25 protein-coding genes are annotated in these 19,948 nt (G+C 48.7%); 17 read left to right on the top strand and 8 right to left on the bottom strand.

All coding sequences use genetic code 11. The features are described from left to right. Positions 1-25 precede the first annotated feature (25 nt). Positions 26-1,249, bottom strand: a complete 1,224-nt coding sequence (locus tag GY169_RS05520) for a hypothetical protein (RefSeq protein WP_167575196.1) — start codon at positions 1,247-1,249, stop codon at positions 26-28. Positions 1,250-1,409: 160 nt separating this feature from the next. On the opposite strand from GY169_RS05520, the gene GY169_RS05515 reads away from it, so the two are divergent. After that, positions 1,410-1,622 (top strand): helix-turn-helix transcriptional regulator, encoded by a 213-nt coding sequence (locus GY169_RS05515; protein WP_021539885.1) that lies wholly within the window; start codon positions 1,410-1,412, stop codon positions 1,620-1,622. Positions 1,623-1,753: 131 nt separating this feature from the next. Beyond that, positions 1,754-3,316 carry a YfjI family protein gene (locus tag GY169_RS05510; RefSeq protein WP_167575195.1) on the top strand — a complete coding sequence of 521 codons (1,563 nt, stop codon included), beginning with the start codon at positions 1,754-1,756 and terminating at the stop codon, positions 3,314-3,316. A gap of 376 nt (positions 3,317-3,692) precedes the next feature. On the opposite strand, the gene GY169_RS05505 is transcribed toward GY169_RS05510, so the two are convergent. Then, positions 3,693-4,325, bottom strand: coding sequence for an inovirus Gp2 family protein (locus tag GY169_RS05505; protein ID WP_223882144.1), 633 nt, complete (start codon positions 4,323-4,325; stop codon positions 3,693-3,695). A gap of 607 nt (positions 4,326-4,932) precedes the next feature. On the opposite strand from GY169_RS05505, the gene GY169_RS05500 reads away from it, so the two are divergent. The 9 genes from GY169_RS05500 (at position 4,933) to GY169_RS05460 (ending at position 9,756) form a co-directional block, all read left to right on the top strand. Further along, positions 4,933-5,367, top strand: coding sequence for a hypothetical protein (locus GY169_RS05500; protein ID WP_167575193.1), 435 nt, complete (start codon positions 4,933-4,935; stop codon positions 5,365-5,367). Between the two features lie 59 nt (positions 5,368-5,426). Continuing rightward, on the top strand, positions 5,427-6,266 hold the full coding sequence (locus GY169_RS05495) for a hypothetical protein (protein WP_167575191.1): 840 nt from the start codon (positions 5,427-5,429) through the stop codon (positions 6,264-6,266). Between the two features lie 58 nt (positions 6,267-6,324). Beyond that, positions 6,325-6,516, top strand: a complete 192-nt coding sequence (locus tag GY169_RS05490) for a hypothetical protein (protein ID WP_041412185.1) — start codon at positions 6,325-6,327, stop codon at positions 6,514-6,516. A gap of 413 nt (positions 6,517-6,929) precedes the next feature. Next, entirely contained in the window at positions 6,930-7,751 is an 822-nt protein-coding gene (locus tag GY169_RS05485) for a DUF932 domain-containing protein (RefSeq protein WP_167575190.1), read from the top strand. 30 nt (positions 7,752-7,781) lie between these two features. Beyond that, positions 7,782-8,225, top strand: a complete 444-nt coding sequence (locus tag GY169_RS05480) for an antirestriction protein (RefSeq protein ID WP_167575188.1) — start codon at positions 7,782-7,784, stop codon at positions 8,223-8,225. 12 nt (positions 8,226-8,237) lie between these two features. Next, positions 8,238-8,780 (top strand): RadC family protein, encoded by a 543-nt coding sequence (radC, locus tag GY169_RS05475; RefSeq protein WP_045616550.1) that lies wholly within the window; start codon positions 8,238-8,240, stop codon positions 8,778-8,780. Beyond that, positions 8,777-8,998, top strand: coding sequence for a DUF987 family protein (locus GY169_RS05470; protein WP_167575187.1), 222 nt, complete (start codon positions 8,777-8,779; stop codon positions 8,996-8,998). The genes radC and GY169_RS05470 overlap by 4 nt, the downstream gene beginning before the upstream one ends. 25 nt (positions 8,999-9,023) lie before the next feature. Next, the gene (locus GY169_RS05465; RefSeq protein ID WP_167575185.1) at positions 9,024-9,389 is read left to right on the top strand and encodes a type IV toxin-antitoxin system YeeU family antitoxin; all 366 of its coding nucleotides are present in this window, start codon (positions 9,024-9,026) and stop codon (positions 9,387-9,389) included. 37 nt (positions 9,390-9,426) lie between these two features. After that, positions 9,427-9,756 (top strand): TA system toxin CbtA family protein, encoded by a 330-nt coding sequence (locus tag GY169_RS05460; protein ID WP_166717688.1) that lies wholly within the window; start codon positions 9,427-9,429, stop codon positions 9,754-9,756. A 652-nt stretch (positions 9,757-10,408) separates the two neighbouring features. Here GY169_RS05460 and GY169_RS05455 read toward each other — a convergent pair. After that, the gene (locus GY169_RS05455) at positions 10,409-10,705 is read right to left on the bottom strand and encodes a DUF406 domain-containing protein (protein WP_167575184.1); all 297 of its coding nucleotides are present in this window, start codon (positions 10,703-10,705) and stop codon (positions 10,409-10,411) included. A 250-nt stretch (positions 10,706-10,955) separates the two neighbouring features. Here GY169_RS05455 and GY169_RS05450 point away from each other — a divergent pair, with 250 nt between their 5' ends. After that, positions 10,956-11,378 (top strand): hypothetical protein, encoded by a 423-nt coding sequence (locus tag GY169_RS05450; protein WP_167575182.1) that lies wholly within the window; start codon positions 10,956-10,958, stop codon positions 11,376-11,378. Between the two features lie 99 nt (positions 11,379-11,477). Here the strand turns inward: GY169_RS05450 and GY169_RS05445 are convergent, their stop codons facing one another. From GY169_RS05445 to GY169_RS05430, 4 genes are all read right to left on the bottom strand, one after another. Continuing rightward, a complete protein-coding gene (locus tag GY169_RS05445) occupies positions 11,478-12,584 on the bottom strand; it encodes a fimbrial protein (RefSeq protein WP_167575181.1) in 1,107 nt (368 codons plus the stop codon). Between the two features lie 12 nt (positions 12,585-12,596). After that, positions 12,597-15,050 (bottom strand): fimbria/pilus outer membrane usher protein, encoded by a 2,454-nt coding sequence (locus GY169_RS05440; RefSeq protein WP_167577246.1) that lies wholly within the window; start codon positions 15,048-15,050, stop codon positions 12,597-12,599. A gap of 77 nt (positions 15,051-15,127) precedes the next feature. Next, entirely contained in the window at positions 15,128-15,793 is a 666-nt protein-coding gene (locus GY169_RS05435; protein ID WP_167575180.1) for a molecular chaperone, read from the bottom strand. A gap of 66 nt (positions 15,794-15,859) precedes the next feature. Next, positions 15,860-16,441 (bottom strand): fimbrial protein, encoded by a 582-nt coding sequence (locus GY169_RS05430; RefSeq protein WP_167575178.1) that lies wholly within the window; start codon positions 16,439-16,441, stop codon positions 15,860-15,862. A 619-nt stretch (positions 16,442-17,060) separates the two neighbouring features. Here GY169_RS05430 and GY169_RS05425 point away from each other — a divergent pair. From GY169_RS05425 to GY169_RS05410, 4 genes are all read left to right on the top strand, one after another. After that, entirely contained in the window at positions 17,061-17,360 is a 300-nt protein-coding gene (locus GY169_RS05425; RefSeq protein ID WP_163446243.1) for an ArsR/SmtB family transcription factor, read from the top strand. A gap of 13 nt (positions 17,361-17,373) precedes the next feature. Then, entirely contained in the window at positions 17,374-17,895 is a 522-nt protein-coding gene (locus tag GY169_RS05420; RefSeq protein ID WP_167575177.1) for a rhodanese family protein, read from the top strand. 58 nt (positions 17,896-17,953) lie between these two features. Continuing rightward, positions 17,954-18,133, top strand: coding sequence for a hypothetical protein (locus tag GY169_RS05415; RefSeq protein WP_064543251.1), 180 nt, complete (start codon positions 17,954-17,956; stop codon positions 18,131-18,133). 465 nt (positions 18,134-18,598) lie between these two features. Then, complete coding sequence (locus GY169_RS05410) at positions 18,599-19,048, top strand: L-alanine exporter AlaE (RefSeq protein ID WP_163446245.1); 450 nt, start codon at positions 18,599-18,601, stop codon at positions 19,046-19,048. 39 nt (positions 19,049-19,087) lie between these two features. Here the strand turns inward: GY169_RS05410 and GY169_RS05405 are convergent, their stop codons facing one another. Then, on the bottom strand, positions 19,088-19,432 hold the full coding sequence (locus GY169_RS05405; RefSeq protein WP_064543247.1) for a DUF2002 family protein: 345 nt from the start codon (positions 19,430-19,432) through the stop codon (positions 19,088-19,090). A gap of 150 nt (positions 19,433-19,582) precedes the next feature. On the opposite strand from GY169_RS05405, the gene GY169_RS05400 reads away from it, so the two are divergent. After that, complete coding sequence (locus GY169_RS05400; RefSeq protein WP_064543245.1) at positions 19,583-19,909, top strand: DUF883 family protein; 327 nt, start codon at positions 19,583-19,585, stop codon at positions 19,907-19,909. Positions 19,910-19,948: the final 39 nt, after the last annotated feature.

The following is a 19,948-nucleotide window of genomic DNA, read 5'->3' as shown; positions in this document are numbered from 1 at the left end:
CTACTAATTGGATTCATCACCTTATTTAAATATCATCAAACCCCAGAGCCATGTCGTAACAACTATTGTCATTAAGATACCAAGGGAAGATGCATGGCTGATTCAATAAAAGGACATAATAATATCGAATTTTAGAGTAACTATTTTTTCTTATCGTTTTATGCCGCAAATACAAATTTCTAGCTGATACACTAAAACCAAACCCCATAAACTTAGATCTAATTTTTTCTGAAATTGTAAGACTATTATCACCCTCGTAATAAATCGCCAACTCTGGTTCAACCCAACGGCTAACCTCAATATCAAATGCTCCCAGCGTTCCCAGCCAGCTTCCCTGCGTACCATCAAACATACGTTTATGAAAATAAAATCTGCTCATATTTTTAAGAAGTATTTTAACATCTAAATCCGAAACATCGCTTTTACACTGAAAAACCACAAAGGAACTATGGTTATTTTCCAGCAACCAAACATCAGCAAGTCTTTTATAGTAATCAGCAATGTTCTTTCGCTCTGTAAAGGACATTCGGAGATCTGCAACGGGTAAAACAAGAGTACCATTTTTATTGAGGGAGGTTATCACCTGCACTGCTCTTTGCAGCATCTTAAACTCAAAAAGTAAGCCTGCGCGAATGAACAAAAGTGATAATTCTGAATCAGACTTCTTCACAAATTGGTCACGATGACGTGAGTATTTCCCACACAAAACAATACCCAGACTCACCAACTCCCGATAAAAAAAGAGAGGAGCATCAGGATATTCAAGCGCATAGCAACATTCGGTAAGACGATATCTGATAAAACGCGGCATGGCAGATAATATCTTATCATTAAATAACTCTTCCGTTGCCTGAAAAAAGAACTCTCTGTCGACACCATTAAAATCAGCAATATTGCAAAGTAAAGCGATACTATAATTTCGGTTGTGTTCAACAAATTGCTCGAGAAGTTCTCTGTTATAAGGTGCACCACCATCAACACCTTTATTATGCTCAACTGAGCCCGCAAAATAGTTGCTATCAATCGACAAGTAGATTTCAAGAGCCCCCAGCAAATAATGCTTGGCTATCTGAGCCTGTTTTCCGGTTATCCCTTCCCTCTGAAGTATGCTGTTGATTCTGCCAAAAATACGGCCATACCACTCTTCTGCAACGGGGTCTGCGCATATGAGACTCATCATCACCTGGCTGAAGTGAAGACTGTCGATAGCATCAAAAGCGGCTTTCTGTACGGATGTTGTGGCTGGCATAAGTTAGTGTCAAAAAAAGTAAGTAGTAATTGCCAATTTTAGACACTATTCGACTTCATTACCATCCATCGTGTACCAGCCAGTCGGCTCAGGTATTGAATAACGGAGAGCCGTTATTCAACAAATAACTTACATCCATACAGTTCAATGAGGTAGAAAGATGACCACCTACACCCAGACGGTAAAAATCCTGCGCATGCGAGCAGTTGCGGCCAAACTCGGCATCGCTCGTTCCACCATCTACGACTGGCTTAATGCCAAATCCCCACGTCACGATCCAGCGTTCCCGAAGCCTTACCCTCTCGGCAAGCAATCTGTTGGCTGGCTCGAGTCCGAGCTGGATGAATGGGTTCTCCAGCGCAGAGCTGCATAAGCCCCGCCCCTCGTTTCACAAGGCGAGGTGTTTTCACCCACGCCCCCGTAATCAACCTCAACTGTATGCCCTTATCCTACGGGATAAGGCGCATCAGTTGCGTTTCATGACATAAACTCAGGATAGGTAATATGACTTACAACCCAATTACGACTCTCTCTCAGCTGGTAAGCCAGTCAGAGGAATCGTCCCTTCCCATCACAGCCTTCCCGCAAATCTTACAAGATGTTATTCGCTATCTTCAGGATGGCAGTAAATATTCAGCCGTGTTAGCAGCCAGCACGGTATTAGCTGCCGTCTCAAACAGCTGCCAGTCACTGATTGAGGTTTTCAATAACAATCACGGCTCATCAGAGCCGACAGCACTTTACTTTATGACACTTGGTGAATCGGGTTCAGGAAAAACGACCCTCAGCAAACTGGTTATGAAACCCTATGATGCATTGAAGGCTGAACTGGCGCAGGAATACCTGGAAAGACTGGCCACCTATGGACGTGATTTTGCCGTCTGGAAACCAGAATTGCAGGCTCTGGAAAGCAAACTCCGCACCGCAATCAAAAAGGATGACAATCCTGAGGACATCCAGGCGAGGTTACAGCAACATATCGCTCGCAAACCCATTCAACCGATTATGCCAATCCTTGTATACAACGACACCTCGCTTGCGGCTCTGCTTGATGGGTTGAGCATAAATCCGAGCGCTTTTTTACGGTCTGAAGAAGGAAGTCGCTTTTTCGAGCATTGCACTATCGCTCAGCAGGCATTCTATAACGAGGCCTGGGATGGAGGGGTTTATGATTATAAGCGCAGCAATCGCGAGCCCTGTAGTTTCAAACCAACACTGACGGTATCGCTCATGTTGCAGCCATCTCTTTTTCTCAGTTATATGAAAAAACATGGAGCTGAAGCATTAGACAGTGGTTTCTTGTCTCGCTTCCTGTTTGCCAGCATTCCATCCAACAATAATTATCCTTCCGGAGGCATGAGCTATCGCTACCGCCAGGATACGTTTTCCCGTGATGAGGAAGCTTTATGCGCTTTTCATACCCGGATTACTGCATTGCTGGCAAAACAAAAAGAACTTATTTGGTCCGCGGAAGTAAAGAAGAAAACACTCAAACTCTCACCTGATGCGGTTGCATATTGGGAAGGTAAACACGATGAGTGGATTTCAAGAGCAATGACTGAATCGTCATGGTCATTCATTAAGTCGATGGTAATGAAAGCAAGTGGGAATACTTTGCGCATCGCTGCATCGCTTCACTACTTCGTTAATCAGGACGATGAGACTATTTCTCTGGATTCTCTTCATCGAGCAGCGGCTATCATGGAATGGTATCTCAGTCATACTGCAGAGTGGTTTTATCAGTTCACTCCACAATACAAATTCCAGCAAGACGTTCAGGAGCTCACCAAATGGATTCATAATAAATTCGCATCCAACAATGGTTTGCCGTTCAAAAAGAATTACGTCATCAAATATGGTCCGTACAGGTTTCGCCGGAGTGATATACTGGAGCCACTTTTGGACTACATTATGAGCACTGGTATATTTGCCTACATCCACAAAGCCCCTCCTCATTCGGCGGTGTATATTACCTGGCGTATGCCTAATGGATACTTCGCCCCTATTGCAGAACACAACGCAAATAAATACTCACCACCAAAACAAGATGATAACCCCATTAGCTAGCCGTTCTCAAATGTACTGCTGACACTAATTTTAATTTTTTCGCAATGATGCATAATTGTTATCAATAACCCGTATTCAAAGGCTCGTGATACTCAAGTATCAACGAGCCTTTTCTTTTGAAAAAGTTTCAGGTATCTGTTTTAGCTCTGCTACCATCGCTACAGTAGCGAGCTGTAGCGGTATTTTGAAAGATATCCGCAGTGGAAATAGATCAAATTGATCAATTATCATCCATCACTGGCTATGACATTTCAATCGCTACAGGCCTGCTACAACAGATTACAGCGTACGCATGTTAACGTTTTGCTAAGAATAAAACCGCTACAACGCTGCTACAGCCTCTTTAAAATCGCAATATATCCATACCAGTGAATAATCAGGACTGACTACAACCAAAATTACGCATGCCATCAGAACCGTCTTTGGTGGCGAGTTTAGTCAAATACGACAAACTGCGTCCCAGTTGACCGTAATAGTATTCAAACTTCTCACCATTTTTATCCAGTCTGAAATCTCCCTCCTTAACAAAATGCACAAGTTGATAATGCCTCTGATAGTCAGGCGTGACATTGAGACTCAGCGTTCTCATCCAGGCCTCCATAATCATTAATGCCAGGTTATGGATATAAAGTCCTTCTATGGGATAATAGGTACCCGCATTACAGTAAACATCATTATTCAGCATCAATGCCACATGGTAATGCTTCTTGCCTTTTTCCTCACCAAACTCTCTTGACCAGACATATCGAACATTACAGGAGCGAATACGTTTTCCCTGTGCGGCTTTACGTTTCTGTGTATGCTCAATCTGGGATTTTAAAGATTCAATAAATTTTGTTATTAATTTAGGATCTGCCTTGTAATACTCATAGTTCTCATCAGGTAATCTCAAGATGATATTTAACACAAACGTCCTTGGGTATTCCTGTAAAGACTTATCAAGTGTTTCACGAATACGATCCATATGATGCTGATTACTTATCCCGAAGGGACTGATGAATATTTTCACTTTTAACTCCTGATATTAATCATCTCAATATCATTTTCTGGATATGTAAATAACTACTATTTTTATATTCAAAATTATTGCCATAGGAGAGTGATATAGATTGTCATGATACTAAATACAGTACTTCTTTATTATTATAATACCAATCAGCCACAAATATTCTCCTGCATGTTAAAATTGCAATAGAAGAAGGAAACATCTAAAAACGTCAATTAACCTACATAATATATCCAGTAATTACTCCGAAGTTAGTACCTTTAAAACAACTAATACAAACCTATATTAAAGTTGTTGATTCTAAATATCTTGATTAGAACGTATCCCAAAAAATTTCACACCTATATCACTCAAACGAACCGCAACAGATATTCGTTTCCGGCTTGTATCTTGTTGATCTGTGGCACCGATCGATACTCAAATCATGATAGCTAAAAACTATCAATTACATTCTATTGATCGTTTTTATAATAGATAATAGCGATCAATTTCATAAAACCGATCTGTATTAACGATTATCCCATCCCCTGCCAAATGCATACGATTGGATAGCCTCAGACAAAGCTCAAAGTCCATTTTTATCTTATAAAACACTCAGTAAGGATTTTTTATGTTGAAGATAACCTCTGCACTGTTCTTGAGTGCCACGCTGTTCAGCACCGCTTCGGACGCCATGGGCCGGGAGCAACATTGGGGTAGCTGGTTTGGCACTATCAATGTGATGGAGTTTGAAATTAACACCGACAACAGCGCAGGTGAACGCCTGACTCTGACCTGCCGAGACAATCAGCTGGTCGTGGGTTACAGCGCACCAGATAAAGCTCATGCGGAATTTCCCGACGACGGACAAAAAACGGTGGGACTGAATATCAACGCAGTGCATTACCAGCCTGGCGAGGCGGCCTTTATGGCGCTTAAAAATACAAATGATGATGGTCAAATTGAAGTCACCCAGATGAACGAGCCGTCATCTCACCCCTTTAAAGCACTTGGGCTGCATGACGCGTTGCAGGACCTGACCTGGGAAGACTGCATTAGCCATTAATCCCCTCTCCAACTACAAATTCACCCGTATCGTTAACAATAATGAATAAGGATGTCTTTATGTCGACATTACTCTCACGCCTGGTTTTACTCCCGATCCTTTTGTTCCCGGCACTTAGCTTTGCCATCACTATCCAGGGGCATATTCACCCTGAGCGGTACACCTTCTTTCTGACGGAAAACGGCGGTGAAATGCTGCGTGATATGAACAATGAGGCAGTCAGCGTCAAACTCAACAATAAAGCCGGTTTCAACGCTGAGGCGCAAAATATGGCTGCGGCGGCAAATATATCTCCCTTGCTGTATGCCGCCTCACCGCTTGAACAGAACTTTATCCGCTACGACGGAAAGCCTGTAAAAGCCCTGACTTGCCTCATCACCACCCGCACCATGCCGGGCCAGAATAAAAATTATGCATGGGAGGAAACCTACTGCCTGGATGAAACCGGTGCGGCCTACATTGGCACTAAAGGCTGGCCGTCTCGCACTATTTTCAGTAAGAGCTGTGTCGTGGGCGCTGCTGATTGCCCTGTTTACCTGAGCATGAACAACGACCCGCCAACCTTGCGTAATGACTCGGTGCAATATGTTCCTTACAGCCGCGAGCGCGTAGGTGGACAGAAAGAACGTTATCCTGAGCCAAAACCAACGCCTGCGGAAACCGTCGCAGAGCAGGACGGTTATGTGGTGAATTTTGTTAAATCCAGTAACTGCGCCGACAGCAAGCTCATTGTGAAAAACACAAGCTCAGGGAAAAGCGCTGTAATTGCAGGACTCAATGGGTGCACGTTTGATCCAAAGACCAATGCAGTCATCATCTTTACCCAAAATGAATACGTCGGCGTTTACAGTGGCCCCACTAACGCTTCTCAGGAAATAGCCTCCGCAGATCTTCCCTAATCACTCACCCTGTCCGGTATACGCTTCCTGCGATGCCGGACATCTTATGGACTTACCAATGAAAAACGCAAAATCGCCGGACGATACCGTGCCAGAAGAGCAACCGCTGGATCTGACCTGGCCCGTTGTTTTCAGTGTCACCGGACTCACGCTGCTGCGAAGCAAATCGGTTGTATGCCAGACGCTCGGGGCCACGCTGACCACACTCAGCCTGATACGCCTTATAAAAAAACTCGCCACCCTTGCCTGAAAAATTCGTTGTCAGGAAAGCGGTCTATATCTGCGCCTAAAACTCAATCGCTGAAGAAATATCGAGGCTGGCTGCAACGCGCTGCTATCAACGGACTCTGCGCCGTTGCAGAGGACACACTCAATGATGATGTCTTTGTGTTATCAGTGTGCAGCAAAGTCTACCGGCACTTACCGCTGCCCATCCAGAGGATCGCTACGTGCGAATGGTGTCTTCGATACCTCCAGTACGGCAAGCCCATGATTCTGAGGCGAATACAGCGTCTTCGGGCCTACAGCGACAATTCGCCTGCGTTACCTGACGATAAAGCAGCAGGACAGCAGGAACAAACCCCGCCCCAGCACTGAATACTTTCCATCAATCCAGAACCACTCTTCGGAGTGGTTTTTTATGCCCATTCAAAGGAGATACCCATGAGATTAGCCAGCCGCTTTGGCCGTATAAACCAGATACGCCGAGACCGACCTCTGACCCACGAAGAGCTGATGAGTCATGTCCCAAGCGTTTTCGGGAGTGACAAGCATGAATCTCGTTCAGACCGTTACACCTACATCCCGACCATCAACATCCTCGAAAGCCTGCAGCGGGAAGGCTTTGAGCCGTTCTTTGCCTGCCAGACGAAGGTTCGCGACCAGAGCAAGCGGGAGCACACCAAGCATATGTTGCGTCTGCGTCGAGCCGGACAACTTACCGGGCATCAGGTGCCGGAAATCATTCTTCTCAACAGCCATGACGGTTCGTCGAGCTACCAGATGCTACCGGGACTGTTTCGTGGCGTCTGTACTAATGGTCTGGTCTGTGGCCAGTCATTCGGGGAAGTGCGGGTACCGCATAAAGGTAATGTCGTCGAGAAGGTAATTGAAGGGGCTTACGAAGTGCTCGGGGTCTTTGACCGGGTGGATGAGAAACGCGATGCAATGCAGTCACTGGCGCTGCCTACACCAGCCCAACACGCAATGGCGAATGCCGCACTGAAGTATCGCTTTGGTGAGGACCACCAGCCGGTCACGGTATCGCAGTTGCTGACCCCGCGTCGTCGGGAGGACTACAGCGATGACCTGTGGACCGTTTATCAGCGCGTGCAGGAGAACCTGATGAAAGGTGGTCTGTCAGGGCGAACCGCACAGGGGAAAAGCAGCCGCACCCGGGCTGTTACCGGTATTGATGGCTATATGAAGCTCAACCGCGCCCTGTGGGTTATGGCAGAAAACATGCTCGAGTTTTTCGGGCGTTAAACAACCGTTCCGGCATAAGGAGAAAGTTTAATGAATACACAAAACATTCAGCTCGCTGAGCAGACAGCTATTGCGGCCTCAGTGGTCCCTGACGACTTACGTATAGGCTTCTGGCCGAAGCACTTTGGCTCCATCCCACAGTGGATAACCCTTGAGCCCCAAAACTTTGCCTGGATGGATCGACTATATACCGATTATCACGGTGGTATCTGGAACTTCTCGACGCTCAGTAACGGTGGCGCTTTTATGGTTCCTGAGGCAGAGCACGATGAGAAGTGGACATTGTTCAACAGTATGAACGGCAACGGTGCGGAACTTACTGACGAAGCTGCGGGGATAGTCGCTTGCCTGATAGCATACAGCCATCACGCCTGCCGTACCGAATGCGATGCGATGACTGAGCATTATTATCGCTTACGAGACTTCGCGCTGAGCCATCCAGAGTGCACCGCCATTATGCATCTCATTGACTGAGGAAAGCCGAACATGAGTACCGCAATATCCCCACTGTTATCGCAGCCTGAACTCTTGCCGGTGTCGGTCATGGCTCAGCATGGCTGTTTACTCCCTACGACTTCCGGACTGACACCATACGCCCAGCGGACCATTCGCCGCGCTATCAACCTGCTGGATAAATATCTGCGTCAGCCCGGTATAGCCTTTACCTCAAGTACTGCTGCCCGTGACTGGCTCCGGTTACAGCTGGCCAGACAGGAGCGGGAAGTGTTTATGGTGCTCTATCTCGATAATCAGCATCGTTTACTGGAGAGTGAAACGCTGTTTGCCGGTTCGGTAAACCATGTGCAGGTTCATTCCCGTGAGGTGGTGAAGTCGGCGCTTCGTTTCAATGCTGCAGCTGTCGTGCTGGCGCATAACCATCCCTCCGGCGATCCGGAGCCCAGCAAAGCCGATCGCCAGTTGACGGACAGGCTAAAGGAGGTGCTGGGACTAGTCGATGTGAAGACGCTCGATCACCTGGTTGTCGGCCTGGATGGCATTGTGTCGTTTGCAGAACGAGGCTGGATATGAAAACCATCAGTAAACGCCAGGCCATGGCCTTGTACCGACAGCATCCAGACTCCCGGCTTTTTCGCTTCTGTACCGGCAAATGTAAATGGACAGGCAGTATATGCCATTATGCTGGCCGGGAAGTTCAGTACATACGCGGCGTTCTGGCCGTGTTTGCTGAACGTCGTCAGGACCGCCATGGTCCCTATGTCATTCTTCGAAGTGTCACTCTCAATTAATCCTTCCCTTTAATCAGGAAAAATAATGAACAATCACTCAGAATCCAGTACTAAGCCGGAGAGTCCCGCCCGCCAGTTGTGGGGACTGAAGCGCGATATAACACCTTGTTTTGGGGCTCGTCTGGTTCAGGAAAGCAACCGACTGCACTATCTGGCTGACCGAGCAGAATTTAGCGGGGCGTTCACCGATGATGTTGCAATGCGCCTTGACCAGGCATTTCCGCTCATGATGAAACAACTTGAGCTGATGCTGACCAGTGGAGAACTTAACCCTCGCCACCAACACTGCGTTACGCTATACCACAACGGCCTCATCTGCGAAGCCGACACACTCGGCTCCTGTGGCTATGTCTACATTGCTATCTATCCTGAGCAGACTGAGCCGCAATAACCCCCGCTTATTACCTTAACATCACAGAGTAAACATCATGCAAACCATATCATCACACCCGACACGGGCGACTCAGCCCTGCCTGTCACCTGTTGAAATCTGGCAGCGGCTGCTAACTTATCTGTTATTGCAGCACTATGGCCTGACACTGAATGACACACCATTCAGCAATGACTCCACCATCCAGGAACATATTGATGCTGGAATATCGCTCAGTGATGCAGTGAACTTTCTGGTAGAAAAATACGGGCTTGTCCGTATCGATCGGAAAGGATTTTCGTGGCAAGAACAAACTCCGTATCTTTCCGTAGTGGATATTTTGCGAGCAAGACGCTCTACCGGCTTGTTAAAAACTGACGTGAAATAAACGCTTAAATACAGAGCAGACTAAAGGAAAGCAAAATGCTAATCTCGTAGACAAAGAGACCTCTGCTGTAACCTCCCCTCCCCTGCAAAAAACATGACATTTTCTTTTAGGACCAACAATGGGACCAAAATGAAAATTGAATTGATTATTATCACATATAAAACAAATATTTATAAAACCAATTCAGACTCCGCCAGCCACCAAAATTCTCCATCGGTGATTACCAGAGTCATCCGATGAAGTCCTGAGAGCCCGCACGGCGCAAGCCCTGCGGGCTTTTTTGTGCCCTCAATTTCCTGCGAAATCCGAAGAGAACTCATTAAATCCGAACCTTTTAGGCCCATTAATAGGCCCAACGAAAAGCTCTACTTTTTCGTTAGGTCTAAACGCACGGTGACGGGCTTACTTTGTTAATAAAGTCCCGTAGTAGTAAGCTCTGGCAGTTGCATTATTATCAGCTTCAGACAAGCAAATGCACCTATGCAGCCTCCGGCTGATAGGTACGAGCAAGATAATAAAGGACAAGAAAGCTCGATATAGCGCAATGGCAACCGACGTGGATAAACACATTTTCCCGGCAGAGCCTACAAGATGGCGTTTAACAGGCCTGCCGCCGTTCATCAACTGAACGTCCCGGCAGGCGTGCTTACACTCAGAATGCCGAACGTAGTGATAATTCAAAAATGATCTTTTCTGCCTGACAAGAGAAAGTGACAGAAGCGTCCAGTTTCACCTCGTTATCGACGTTCAGAATCTGATACTCAACCTCTGGATTCCCATCCGATGCCGCAGCAGAAGCCAGTTTCTGCATTTTAGCGACCGCTAGCTCCGCTTCATTTTCCGTTGGAAAAATTCGCTCGATTTGAAAGGTACAATCGTCATTTTCAATAATTGTACCAATATCGATTGCACATCCCTTGGTACTGCACTTATCAACAACATCTTTCATAATGATAACCTCGTATATTTGCTCTCAGGATAGGACGCTACCGAGGGAAAATCCATACTTTTAGTGCGTAAACCGCCCAGTCGCTTACGATACAAACTGCCGTGAACGAAGCTCACCTTTGCCCCCAACGATCATAACATTCATTCAAGACCCAGATGATTCACTTACAGTTTATTCCTGGAGACGCATAATCTCTGGTATGCCAACCTTGTTCATGCTCATAACACTGAGATCGTTAGATGAGGATATTATGAAAAAGACAATGATTGCATTATCAGTACTTATGCTGGCATCACCGGTTTTTGCCGCAACGACTCACGCAACTGACGACACCGTAGCCGCAGCACAGGAAAACGCCAACACAGCGAAGGAAAAGCTGCATCAGGCGCAGAATCAGGGTGAAGAGCTGAAGCTGAAATCGAAACATGCCGCCGAAGGGAAAAGTGACAGCGTCGGCAGCCAGGTTAGCGAGGGTGCCCAGAAAACCTGGCATAAAACCAAGGAAGGAACGGAAAAAGGGTGGGATGCCACCAAAGAAGGCGCGCAGAAAGGCTGGGATAAAACCAAGCAAGTCAGCCAGAAAGGCTGGGACGCCACCAAAAAAGGCGCTCAGGAAGGCTGGGATAAAACCAAAGACGGCGCCGCAGAACTTGAGAAAAAAGTCAGCGAGTAACCTGACGTTCATACAAAAAAGCCGCATCAGCGGCTTTTTTTACATCGGTCAGGCCCCTTTTAAGACGGCAGATCAATTCAAGTATCTCGCCCTTCCCCATTAATTATAAACCAGCGTAAACGTCGCCATACTGTTCGCCGTCCCGGCGTTGACCACCGCGCCAGTCTGCACGTAATGGGCAGAGAAATTAATCCGCTCGGCGCTGGCGGCATTGCTTGCCGTAATCGTCTTAAGTACCGGAAGGTTCGTGGCTTCATTAATACTCACCGCCGTTCCTTCTGCAGGCGCTGATGCGCCGTTGTTACCATAGTTCAGCGCCACACCAACGCCGCTAGCCGCCGCGCTGGTCTTTGTGAGCGCCAGAATATTCGGCTGCCCGGACGTATCCTCCACGCCAAAGAACCCCATCCGTACCTCCGTCGGCTGCGAGCAGTAAACGGGAATAGCAAACGTCTGGGCACGCCCACCGGTCGTCCCAATGCCTTTAAATTCAGATTTATTGACGGAGCCTAACGCCACATGAATCGTGGACGTGGTGACCTGGCAGCTACCGCTGGCGCCGATATCGACGTTAAGCGCCGACAGCCCGAGGAAAGTTGGCGACGTACTGGTCATGGTTTGCCCCGATGCCGGCTGCAGTTCCATAAACAGCTTCCCCACCTGCGGCTGCGCATCAACGTTGGTATGATTGCCCCCGGAGAGGTTCACCTCGCCGGTTTTGTAGAAAGTGATATACACCTTAATGATCACCTCTTTCATGCCAAGCAGCGTAGGCATATCGGCGCTATCGCAAATGGTCGCCGACTCGCTCCCCGCCGGAGACGAGCTCCCGTCAATATAATGCACCGGACCGCCATTGCACTGGAACCCAAGCGAGTAACCCAGACCGTTTAGCTTGCTGGCAAAAATATGCACGCCATTCACGGCGATCGCCGCCCCCTGGGTATCCATCTGCTGATATACCACGCGCTTCCAACCCGCGGCGGGAACCGTTAAGTCGCAGGTAAAGCGTATACCGCTACTATTATCGGCCATTGAACCGGACATCTGCGAATTGATCGGCAGCGAAGGCAGGTATTTGATGTTCTGCGTATTCACCGTCATATCGCCGATGGTATTACTGCAGTTTTCCGCCCAGGCTTGCGAGCTATTCAGCCCCGCGATGAACAGTATAAAAACGCAAATACGCCGTAACCCGATGTACATACTCAAGCCTTTTTATAAACAGACCGCGTTAACCGTTTTAACCGGATTACGCTGTTGGTTGTTGGGAAGATGGAAATGGACCGCGCAGCTTTGCGAGACATGGCCGACATCCCAGCGCACAGCCAGGGTGCCGTCATCCGGAACGCCGCTAAGATACACCTGGCCTTGCTCTGCCACGATCCCCGATGCCGCGCCGTCCACGCCAGAAAGCGTTGCGCTAGCACCAAACGGCAGCGGGCCGTTTTTGCCTCGAAGCGTAAACAAGACGCGCTGACCAATATGTGTCTGATAATCAGCCTCTACGATCGCGCCGCCGCCGGGGATCACCGTTTGGCCTTCCAGTTCAACCTCGGTGTCATCCGCCATGGATTCGGTATCCAGGCTAATATCGTTTTTACGATACGCCGTGAGCGTCGGCACGATGGCATAGCCGCGCCAGTCGGTGTGCAGATCGGTGCCATTTTGAATCGCCACATTGTCCGCGCCAGGAGCGCGAACGATGGCAAAACTGTCGCCGGTATACTGGCCGAAGGTAATGCCGTGAGGATGCGCCACTATGGAGCCAGACGCTCCCCAGTTAATCTGGCGGGAGGTTTTATCGCGCTGGTAGCCAAGCTGCGCTTCGCCATAGCCGCCGCGATAGTCCAGCGATACACCGCTGTTGCTACCCTGGCCATTATTGCCATAGCCCTGCTGCACGGTGTAATAGAGATTATTCTTCTCCAGCGCTGAGCCATACAGCGAAGCCTGCTGTGAGGTATAACCGTTGTTATCGGAGCTGGTGCTGTAGCTAACGGAGGCACCCGGCAGTACCGGGCCTAACGGAATATTGAGGTTGAAAGAGAGCGAACGATCGTTTTTATTGCTTTGCGACGACTGCGTATAGTAATAGCCCACACCCCAGGAAACGCTGTGCCATGCGCTATAGAATCCCACATGAACGGTCTGATCGTGGCGCGGGGAATGCCAGTACGTTTGCGTCCAGGCAGAAGCGGACAGGCTACCTGCGCTCCCTAAGGTTTGCGACAGTGAGATCTCTTCACGATTCCGCTTGTTGTCCGTTTCGCCATAGCGCCCCTCGAGGGCGTTGGCCTCGCTAAAATCGTAGTAACCGCTGGAAGAGTAGCGGTAGCTCGCCAGGCTCAATGTCGTGCCGGTAGTCACGAAGTCTTTTTGATACTGTAGCCGCGCCGAATGCCCGTTATAGCGCTGTTTTGACGGCGTGCGGGTGACCGCGCTGGTGTAATCAGCGCCCAGCGAGCCCAGTACGCCAAATCCGCGCCCCGCGCCGGCCGACCAGGATTGGTAATCCTCCGCAATCTGCGCGCCGCCGTAGAGCGTCACGCCAGCAGGTAGACCGTAGAACAAAGTGGATTGCATAAACTGCGGACGGCGTGTCTGCGCCTGCGCCGAATAAAAACGTCCCGCACTGACGCTGTATTTTATGCGCCCCTGACGCAGCATAAACGGCACCGCTGAAAACGGTTGGGTAAATTGACGCTCTGAGCCATCGCTCTCTTTGACCGTCACGTCCAGATCGCCGCTCTGCGAAGTCGGGTACAGATCGTTAATGACAAATGCGCCCGGCGCGACAAAGGTTTCGTAGATGACATAGCCATGCTGAGAGACCGTCACTTTGGCGTTACTGTGAGCCATGCCGCGAATTGTCGGCGCAAAGCCGCGCAGGCTGTCCGGAAGCATCTCTTCGTTGGACATCAGTTGAATGCCACGAAACTGCACGCTGTCGAAAATATCACCGCTGGTATAGGTGTCGCCCATGCGCAGCTGACTCTGTAAAGCGCGCACGTCATGTTGTAGATAGGTGCTTTGCGAGCGCCAGCGGCGAGTCTTGTCGTACTGCATGGCGGCAATATTGCGCAACCGCCAGCCGCCCAGGTTAATACCGCTGCGCAAGTTTAAATAGCTGGAGCGAAAGTCACCGCCACTTTGCTGCGTCTGCGCACCGGTCAGGTTATAGTCGACAAATGCGGCGGGAATGCCATCATCCCAGCGGGAAGGGTCGACATAACCATGGCTTTGCAGATTCATCGCCGCCTGCGGAATGCTCAGTTTGAGTCGCTGTTCGGTGAAATCAAACGTGCTGGAAGCATCGGGAATGAACTTGCCAATCAGGCTGAAAGTTTCCCCTTCATGCAGCGAGTCAAATGCCGAAAAGGCGCTAACGTTTACGCCATACTCGGCCAGCTGCGCTGGCGTTAAAAGTGGCTGCAGCCTGCCATTAACATCGACAAATTCAATGGTTTCATGGCCCATCTGCTGGTTATTGACCCACACATCCACCGGATAACGCCCCGGTTGCTGGCCACCCGGTTTCGCGAAATAGTGCAAGTCGGCCATTTTCTGTTGTGGGTCGGAAAGCTCTAACGCCGAAGGGTCAAAATAGTCCTCTGCCCGCGTGGTATTTTGGTAGCACAGCAGCAACAGCGCCGCTGGTACGCAGGCCATCAGCGGATGACGGCCAACGCTAGCCTCATCAAACACGTTGTCGGAGGTTAACTTTTTCACAATGAGAGCCAGTCAGGTTACTGCTGCGCGTAGTCGGTAATACCGCCAAAGTCGTTAATCGCTCGCCACTTCACGACGCCTGAACGATTAACCGGCCACGATTGATCGCTGAAGGGAGCAATCATGCCTGGCGACTCCAGTTCTTGCCCGCCAACGGACAGTGAAAAGAAGGAGACAAAATAGGCTGTGGGGTTATGAGCAACCAGACGGCTCCCGGTCGAACGGAATGTTAGCGCCTGCCAGGCGCTTTCCGCCTCACCGGCTAAATTTTTCGGTCGATAAAAGATCTTAAACTTCGATTTAATATTGACCTGCAGTTTATTGGCATCGTCTTTTTGCGTCGGGGCAATACTTTTTACGTTCAACCAGAACACGGACTCACGGTCAGCAGGTAATTGCGCGCCGGTGTAATTAATTCGCAGCACATTTTTCTGCTCAGGCTCCAGACGAAAGAGCGGAGGAGTCACAATAAACGGTGGCTGCCCCTTATCCGTAGTCAGATAATTTTCCACCCACGACTGGACCAAATAAGGTGTAGCGCTATCGGCATTCGTCACTGAAATAGATGCCTCACGCTTACCTTCTTCATAAATAACGCGGGTACCGCCCATAACGATCCCCGCCTGAGCGCCAGATGAGATTATGAATAAAGAAATAGCCAGGCTCGCGATAAAACGATTCATTGGAAAACCAGAGTTAGAAAATAACAGAGAGATTGAGCAGAAGGCACCTTCTGCTCAGAGCTTTAATTAGTTGTAAACCATGTTAAAGTCAGCGACACCGTTTGCATTCCCGGTAGTGACGGCAGTGCCCGTAGACTTATAGTCGGCGTAGAAGGTGAGATCGGCAGAGCCGGTGCCAGATGTCCCCGCAGTAACCGGATGCTTATCCGTTACCGCTCCTAAAGCCACCTGTTTACTTTGATTTTCTTCATACAGCTTGATGCCGATACCCGTGGCGTTACCGGTACCCGTGTTAATTGCAAGCAGAGACGAGTCGGTTTTGTCTTTATTACCATCAAACAGTACGGCAACCTGAGTTACCGAACTTGGGCAATCTTCGACATTAATATGGAAGGCAGTTTTGGTCGTCTCAATGCCGCTCCCGGTGAAATAGGATTTTGCCCATTTGCCAAGATCGACCTGCTGATTGGCGCTTTTGCTGGTGACGTTACAGGAAACATCCGTAATGGAGCCGGTGAATTCAACCTGCCCGCCTGTACCCTGCGTCCCCGCTGTTGAACCAGGGTTAGTGGTCACACCAGCAGCGGCTACCGCACCCGATACCACTAAGCCGATGACACTTGCCATAATACGAAATTGTGTTTTCATTCTTCATCTCTGATTGATATACATTGATGCTGACGGTTGCCGGGTAAAAACGATTTATCCGCGCCTCGCCGTAAAGCCCTCCATGATTATTAATCTTCGATTCCATCCACAGGGTATTAAACAAGTAATCGCACTCCGCGCCTTTATAAAGACGGAGAGTATTTTTATTTTTAAGTTAAGACTAACCACTAATTCATTAAGTGCATTAGAAATACGACATTAATCATATCCACATTAAAAACCATTGCAACAAAGAATTACGTAAAAATATCGTAAAAGAACCTTCTATTTACTCGCAGAAATAGATAATTATCACTAAATGTTATCCACAAAGGATTATCAACGTGTCGGTGTCAAATGCACGGCCAACAATTATTAACACCACCTTTTAAAATTTAACGAAATTAACACCACAAGGCATGACATCAGATTATCTGCGTAACAAAAAATGCTGAACATGAATCAAAGTAAGAATAATCCGAACACCATAACCCTCTGAACTTTTTAAATTCTGATAATAATCACGCTAAGCATTAAGAGCATCTTCGAACAACAGGACTTGTCATTGGAACAACTTTGATTTAGCATTCTCTTAATTAAGAAAACACTAAAGTAAGATATGAACGAAATCGATTTTTTGCAGGCTCGTGCCGGTGAAGCTGCCACGCTACTGAAAGCGATGAGCAACCCCCACAGGCTACTGATCCTTTGCATGCTGTGCGATGCCCCCGGAACTAGTGCCGGCGAGCTCGCGCGAGTCACCGGCTTAAGCCCGTCAGCCACGTCTCAACATCTCGCTCGCATGCGCGAGGAGGGGCTGATTGACAGCCAGCGCGCTGCCCAACGCATCCACTACTCGATTAAAAACGACGCGGTGAGGCAGATCGTCGCTACCTTAAAAACGCTTTTCTGCCCTTGAGGAACACCTGAACATGACCGTTGAATATCTTTCCCCACAAGCCGCGCTTACGCTCATTGAGCAGGGTGCCACCCTCATCGACATACGCGATGCCGATGAGTATGTGCGTGAACACATTCCCATGGCCCGCCCCTTCCCGCTCAGCGCTATCGAAAAAGGGCAAACGCTACCCTCTTCCGACGGTGGCGTCGTGATTTTTCACTGCCAGTCCGGCAACCGCACGCGTAACAACGAGGCGCGACTGGTTGCCGCAGCCGCGCCAGCAGAAGTCAAAATCGTTGACGGAGGGATCGACGCCTGGCGAAAGGCGGGTCTGCCGATGGTCGAGGATAAAACACAGCCGCTACCCCTTATGCGCCAGGTACAGATCGCCGCGGGCGTGCTAATTTTACTGGGCGTCGTACTGGGTTATAGCGTATCCAGCGCCTTCTTCTTGCTGAGTGCATTTGTGGGCGCAGGCTTAACCCTGGCCGGGATGACCGGATTTTGCGGTATGGCGCGCCTGCTAGCCGTGATGCCGTGGAACAGGCGATAAGCGCTATCGCTGCTGCGGCAACGTTAATGAAGACAAGAGATAACAAAGGAGCACGTTGATGTTTGCACCTGGCGATCTGGTTCAGCCGAAAATGGGCGGACCGAAATTAAAGGTTATTGAAGCACACGAAGACAGCATCGTGGCCGTCCAGGCCAGCGATGAGCACGGTAAGCAATACACGCTGAAAAACGATGACGTCGCCCCGTATCGTGAAGAAGGCGACTTTGGCGTTTGCTAAGACCCCCACCGCGGTGAGCCAGCCTCACCGCCCCTTCTCACGAAACTGAATGTTTACCCATAAATCACGCATATCCCCCCACACACAACATCAGCGTTTAATGCTAAAAAAACACCTTCCAGTCAGATAAAAACACCATTAGTGACGACAATCACAATAAAATCAGCATTAGCACGCTGACAGCAAAAAAGACCTGCGCTCCCAATACAATTAACCGTTCGATAACAAAGCTTAATTGAATGATTTTTAAGATAAAAATTAGAATAGAAAACAAAAATAGCGCGCAGATTAAAAAACAACCAAAAACAGAGTATTTTATTGATAAAAACGCATTAAATAAAAATATTTCACTAGTTGTTTGTTTTATTGTAGATGGATAACCTATACGCGTTGAACAAACCAACCCAAAACGCCAAAAAACACGTTTTCTCTCAGTTTTAATGTTTATTTTCGAGGAGCATACCGATGTTCTCTGCGCAGTCACGCCTGCGTCATGCGGCAGCAGACACTTTCGCCATGGTGGTCTACTGTTCCGTCGTGAACATGATGATTGAAATTTTTCTCTCGGGAATGACCTTCGAGCAGTCACTTTCGTCTCGACTGGTGGCGATTCCGGTGAACATTATTATTGCATGGCCATACGGTATCTACCGTGACTTCATCATGCGCCAGGCCGCGCGAATCAGCCCGGCTGGCTGGATGAAAAGAGTGGCAGATCCGCTAGCGTACGTGACCTTCCAGTCGCCGGTATACGTCTTAATTCTGCTGAGCGTGGGTGCCGATTGGCATCAGATTATCGCTGCGGTTAGCTCAAACGCGGTGATATCGCTGGTGATGGGTGCCGCTTACGGCTACTTCCTCGATTTCTGCCGTCGCTTGTTCCGCGTCGAGCAATACACCCAAGCGAAAGCCTGATAGCAGGGTAATAAGAGACTGGCCATGCCAGTCTCTTATTTAGATATTCTCGCCAAAAAGCCCATCTAAGAAACGTTCTAAAGCCATTCTTGAACTAAAGCCGTGCGGAATACCGTAATGCTGCTCAACATCGCCGCCAAGGTACAACGGAAACTGTTCGTAGTGATCGCACGCTTTAATATCAGATGCCGGTTCGGCAAATTTAAAGCTACGGTCTTTGAGCGCCGGGTGAATGATCAGCGCCGTACGCCCCATCCGCGCTTCGCGGTTGACGTAAACATAATTTTCCCCCCGGCGATAGCCGTAGGCTTTGGCGGTTACCGCATCCATGGTAAAGCCCGCTTTTTCAAGAACGCGCGCCACCTCATCAGGTCGTAGATACATATTTTTTCCTCGTCATCTTTTACTGCATCGCCACCTTACATGAATCAGTATTCGCCTCGCTTTCAGATAAATCCATAAACACGTTAAATCACGGCAATTTATAGCGGATGACCTACACTTAACGCTCCAGCAAATTTCGTGGAGGACGTTATGCCCAAATTATTTAACCGCAATGAAGCAGAAGATGAAGCTCAGGATATTCATAACGATGTCAGCCAATTAGCCGATAGCCTGGAGGATATTCTCAAGAGCTGGGCCAGCGAGAATAAAGATGAAGTGGAAACTGCACGACGCAAGGCCAAAGCGTTGCTGAGTGAAACCCGCGCTCGTATTCATGGTCGCAGCCGTTTACAACAGAGCGCCTGCGATGTTGCCGACACCGCAGACAGCTATGTTCGCGATAAACCGTGGCAAAGTGTGAGCGCTGCCGCGGCAGTGGGGATTTTTATTGGCGTATTATTGGGATCGCGCCGATAATATAACCATAACGATGTTGATAATAAAAACGCGTCTACC

The sequence above is a fragment of the Kluyvera genomosp. 3 genome, assembly GCF_011765685.1.
In the GTDB taxonomy this organism is placed as follows: Bacteria; Pseudomonadota; Gammaproteobacteria; order Enterobacterales; family Enterobacteriaceae; genus Kluyvera; species Kluyvera georgiana_A.
Note: the sequence above shows the minus strand (reverse complement) of the source record. Positions and strands in the feature narration are given on the sequence as shown.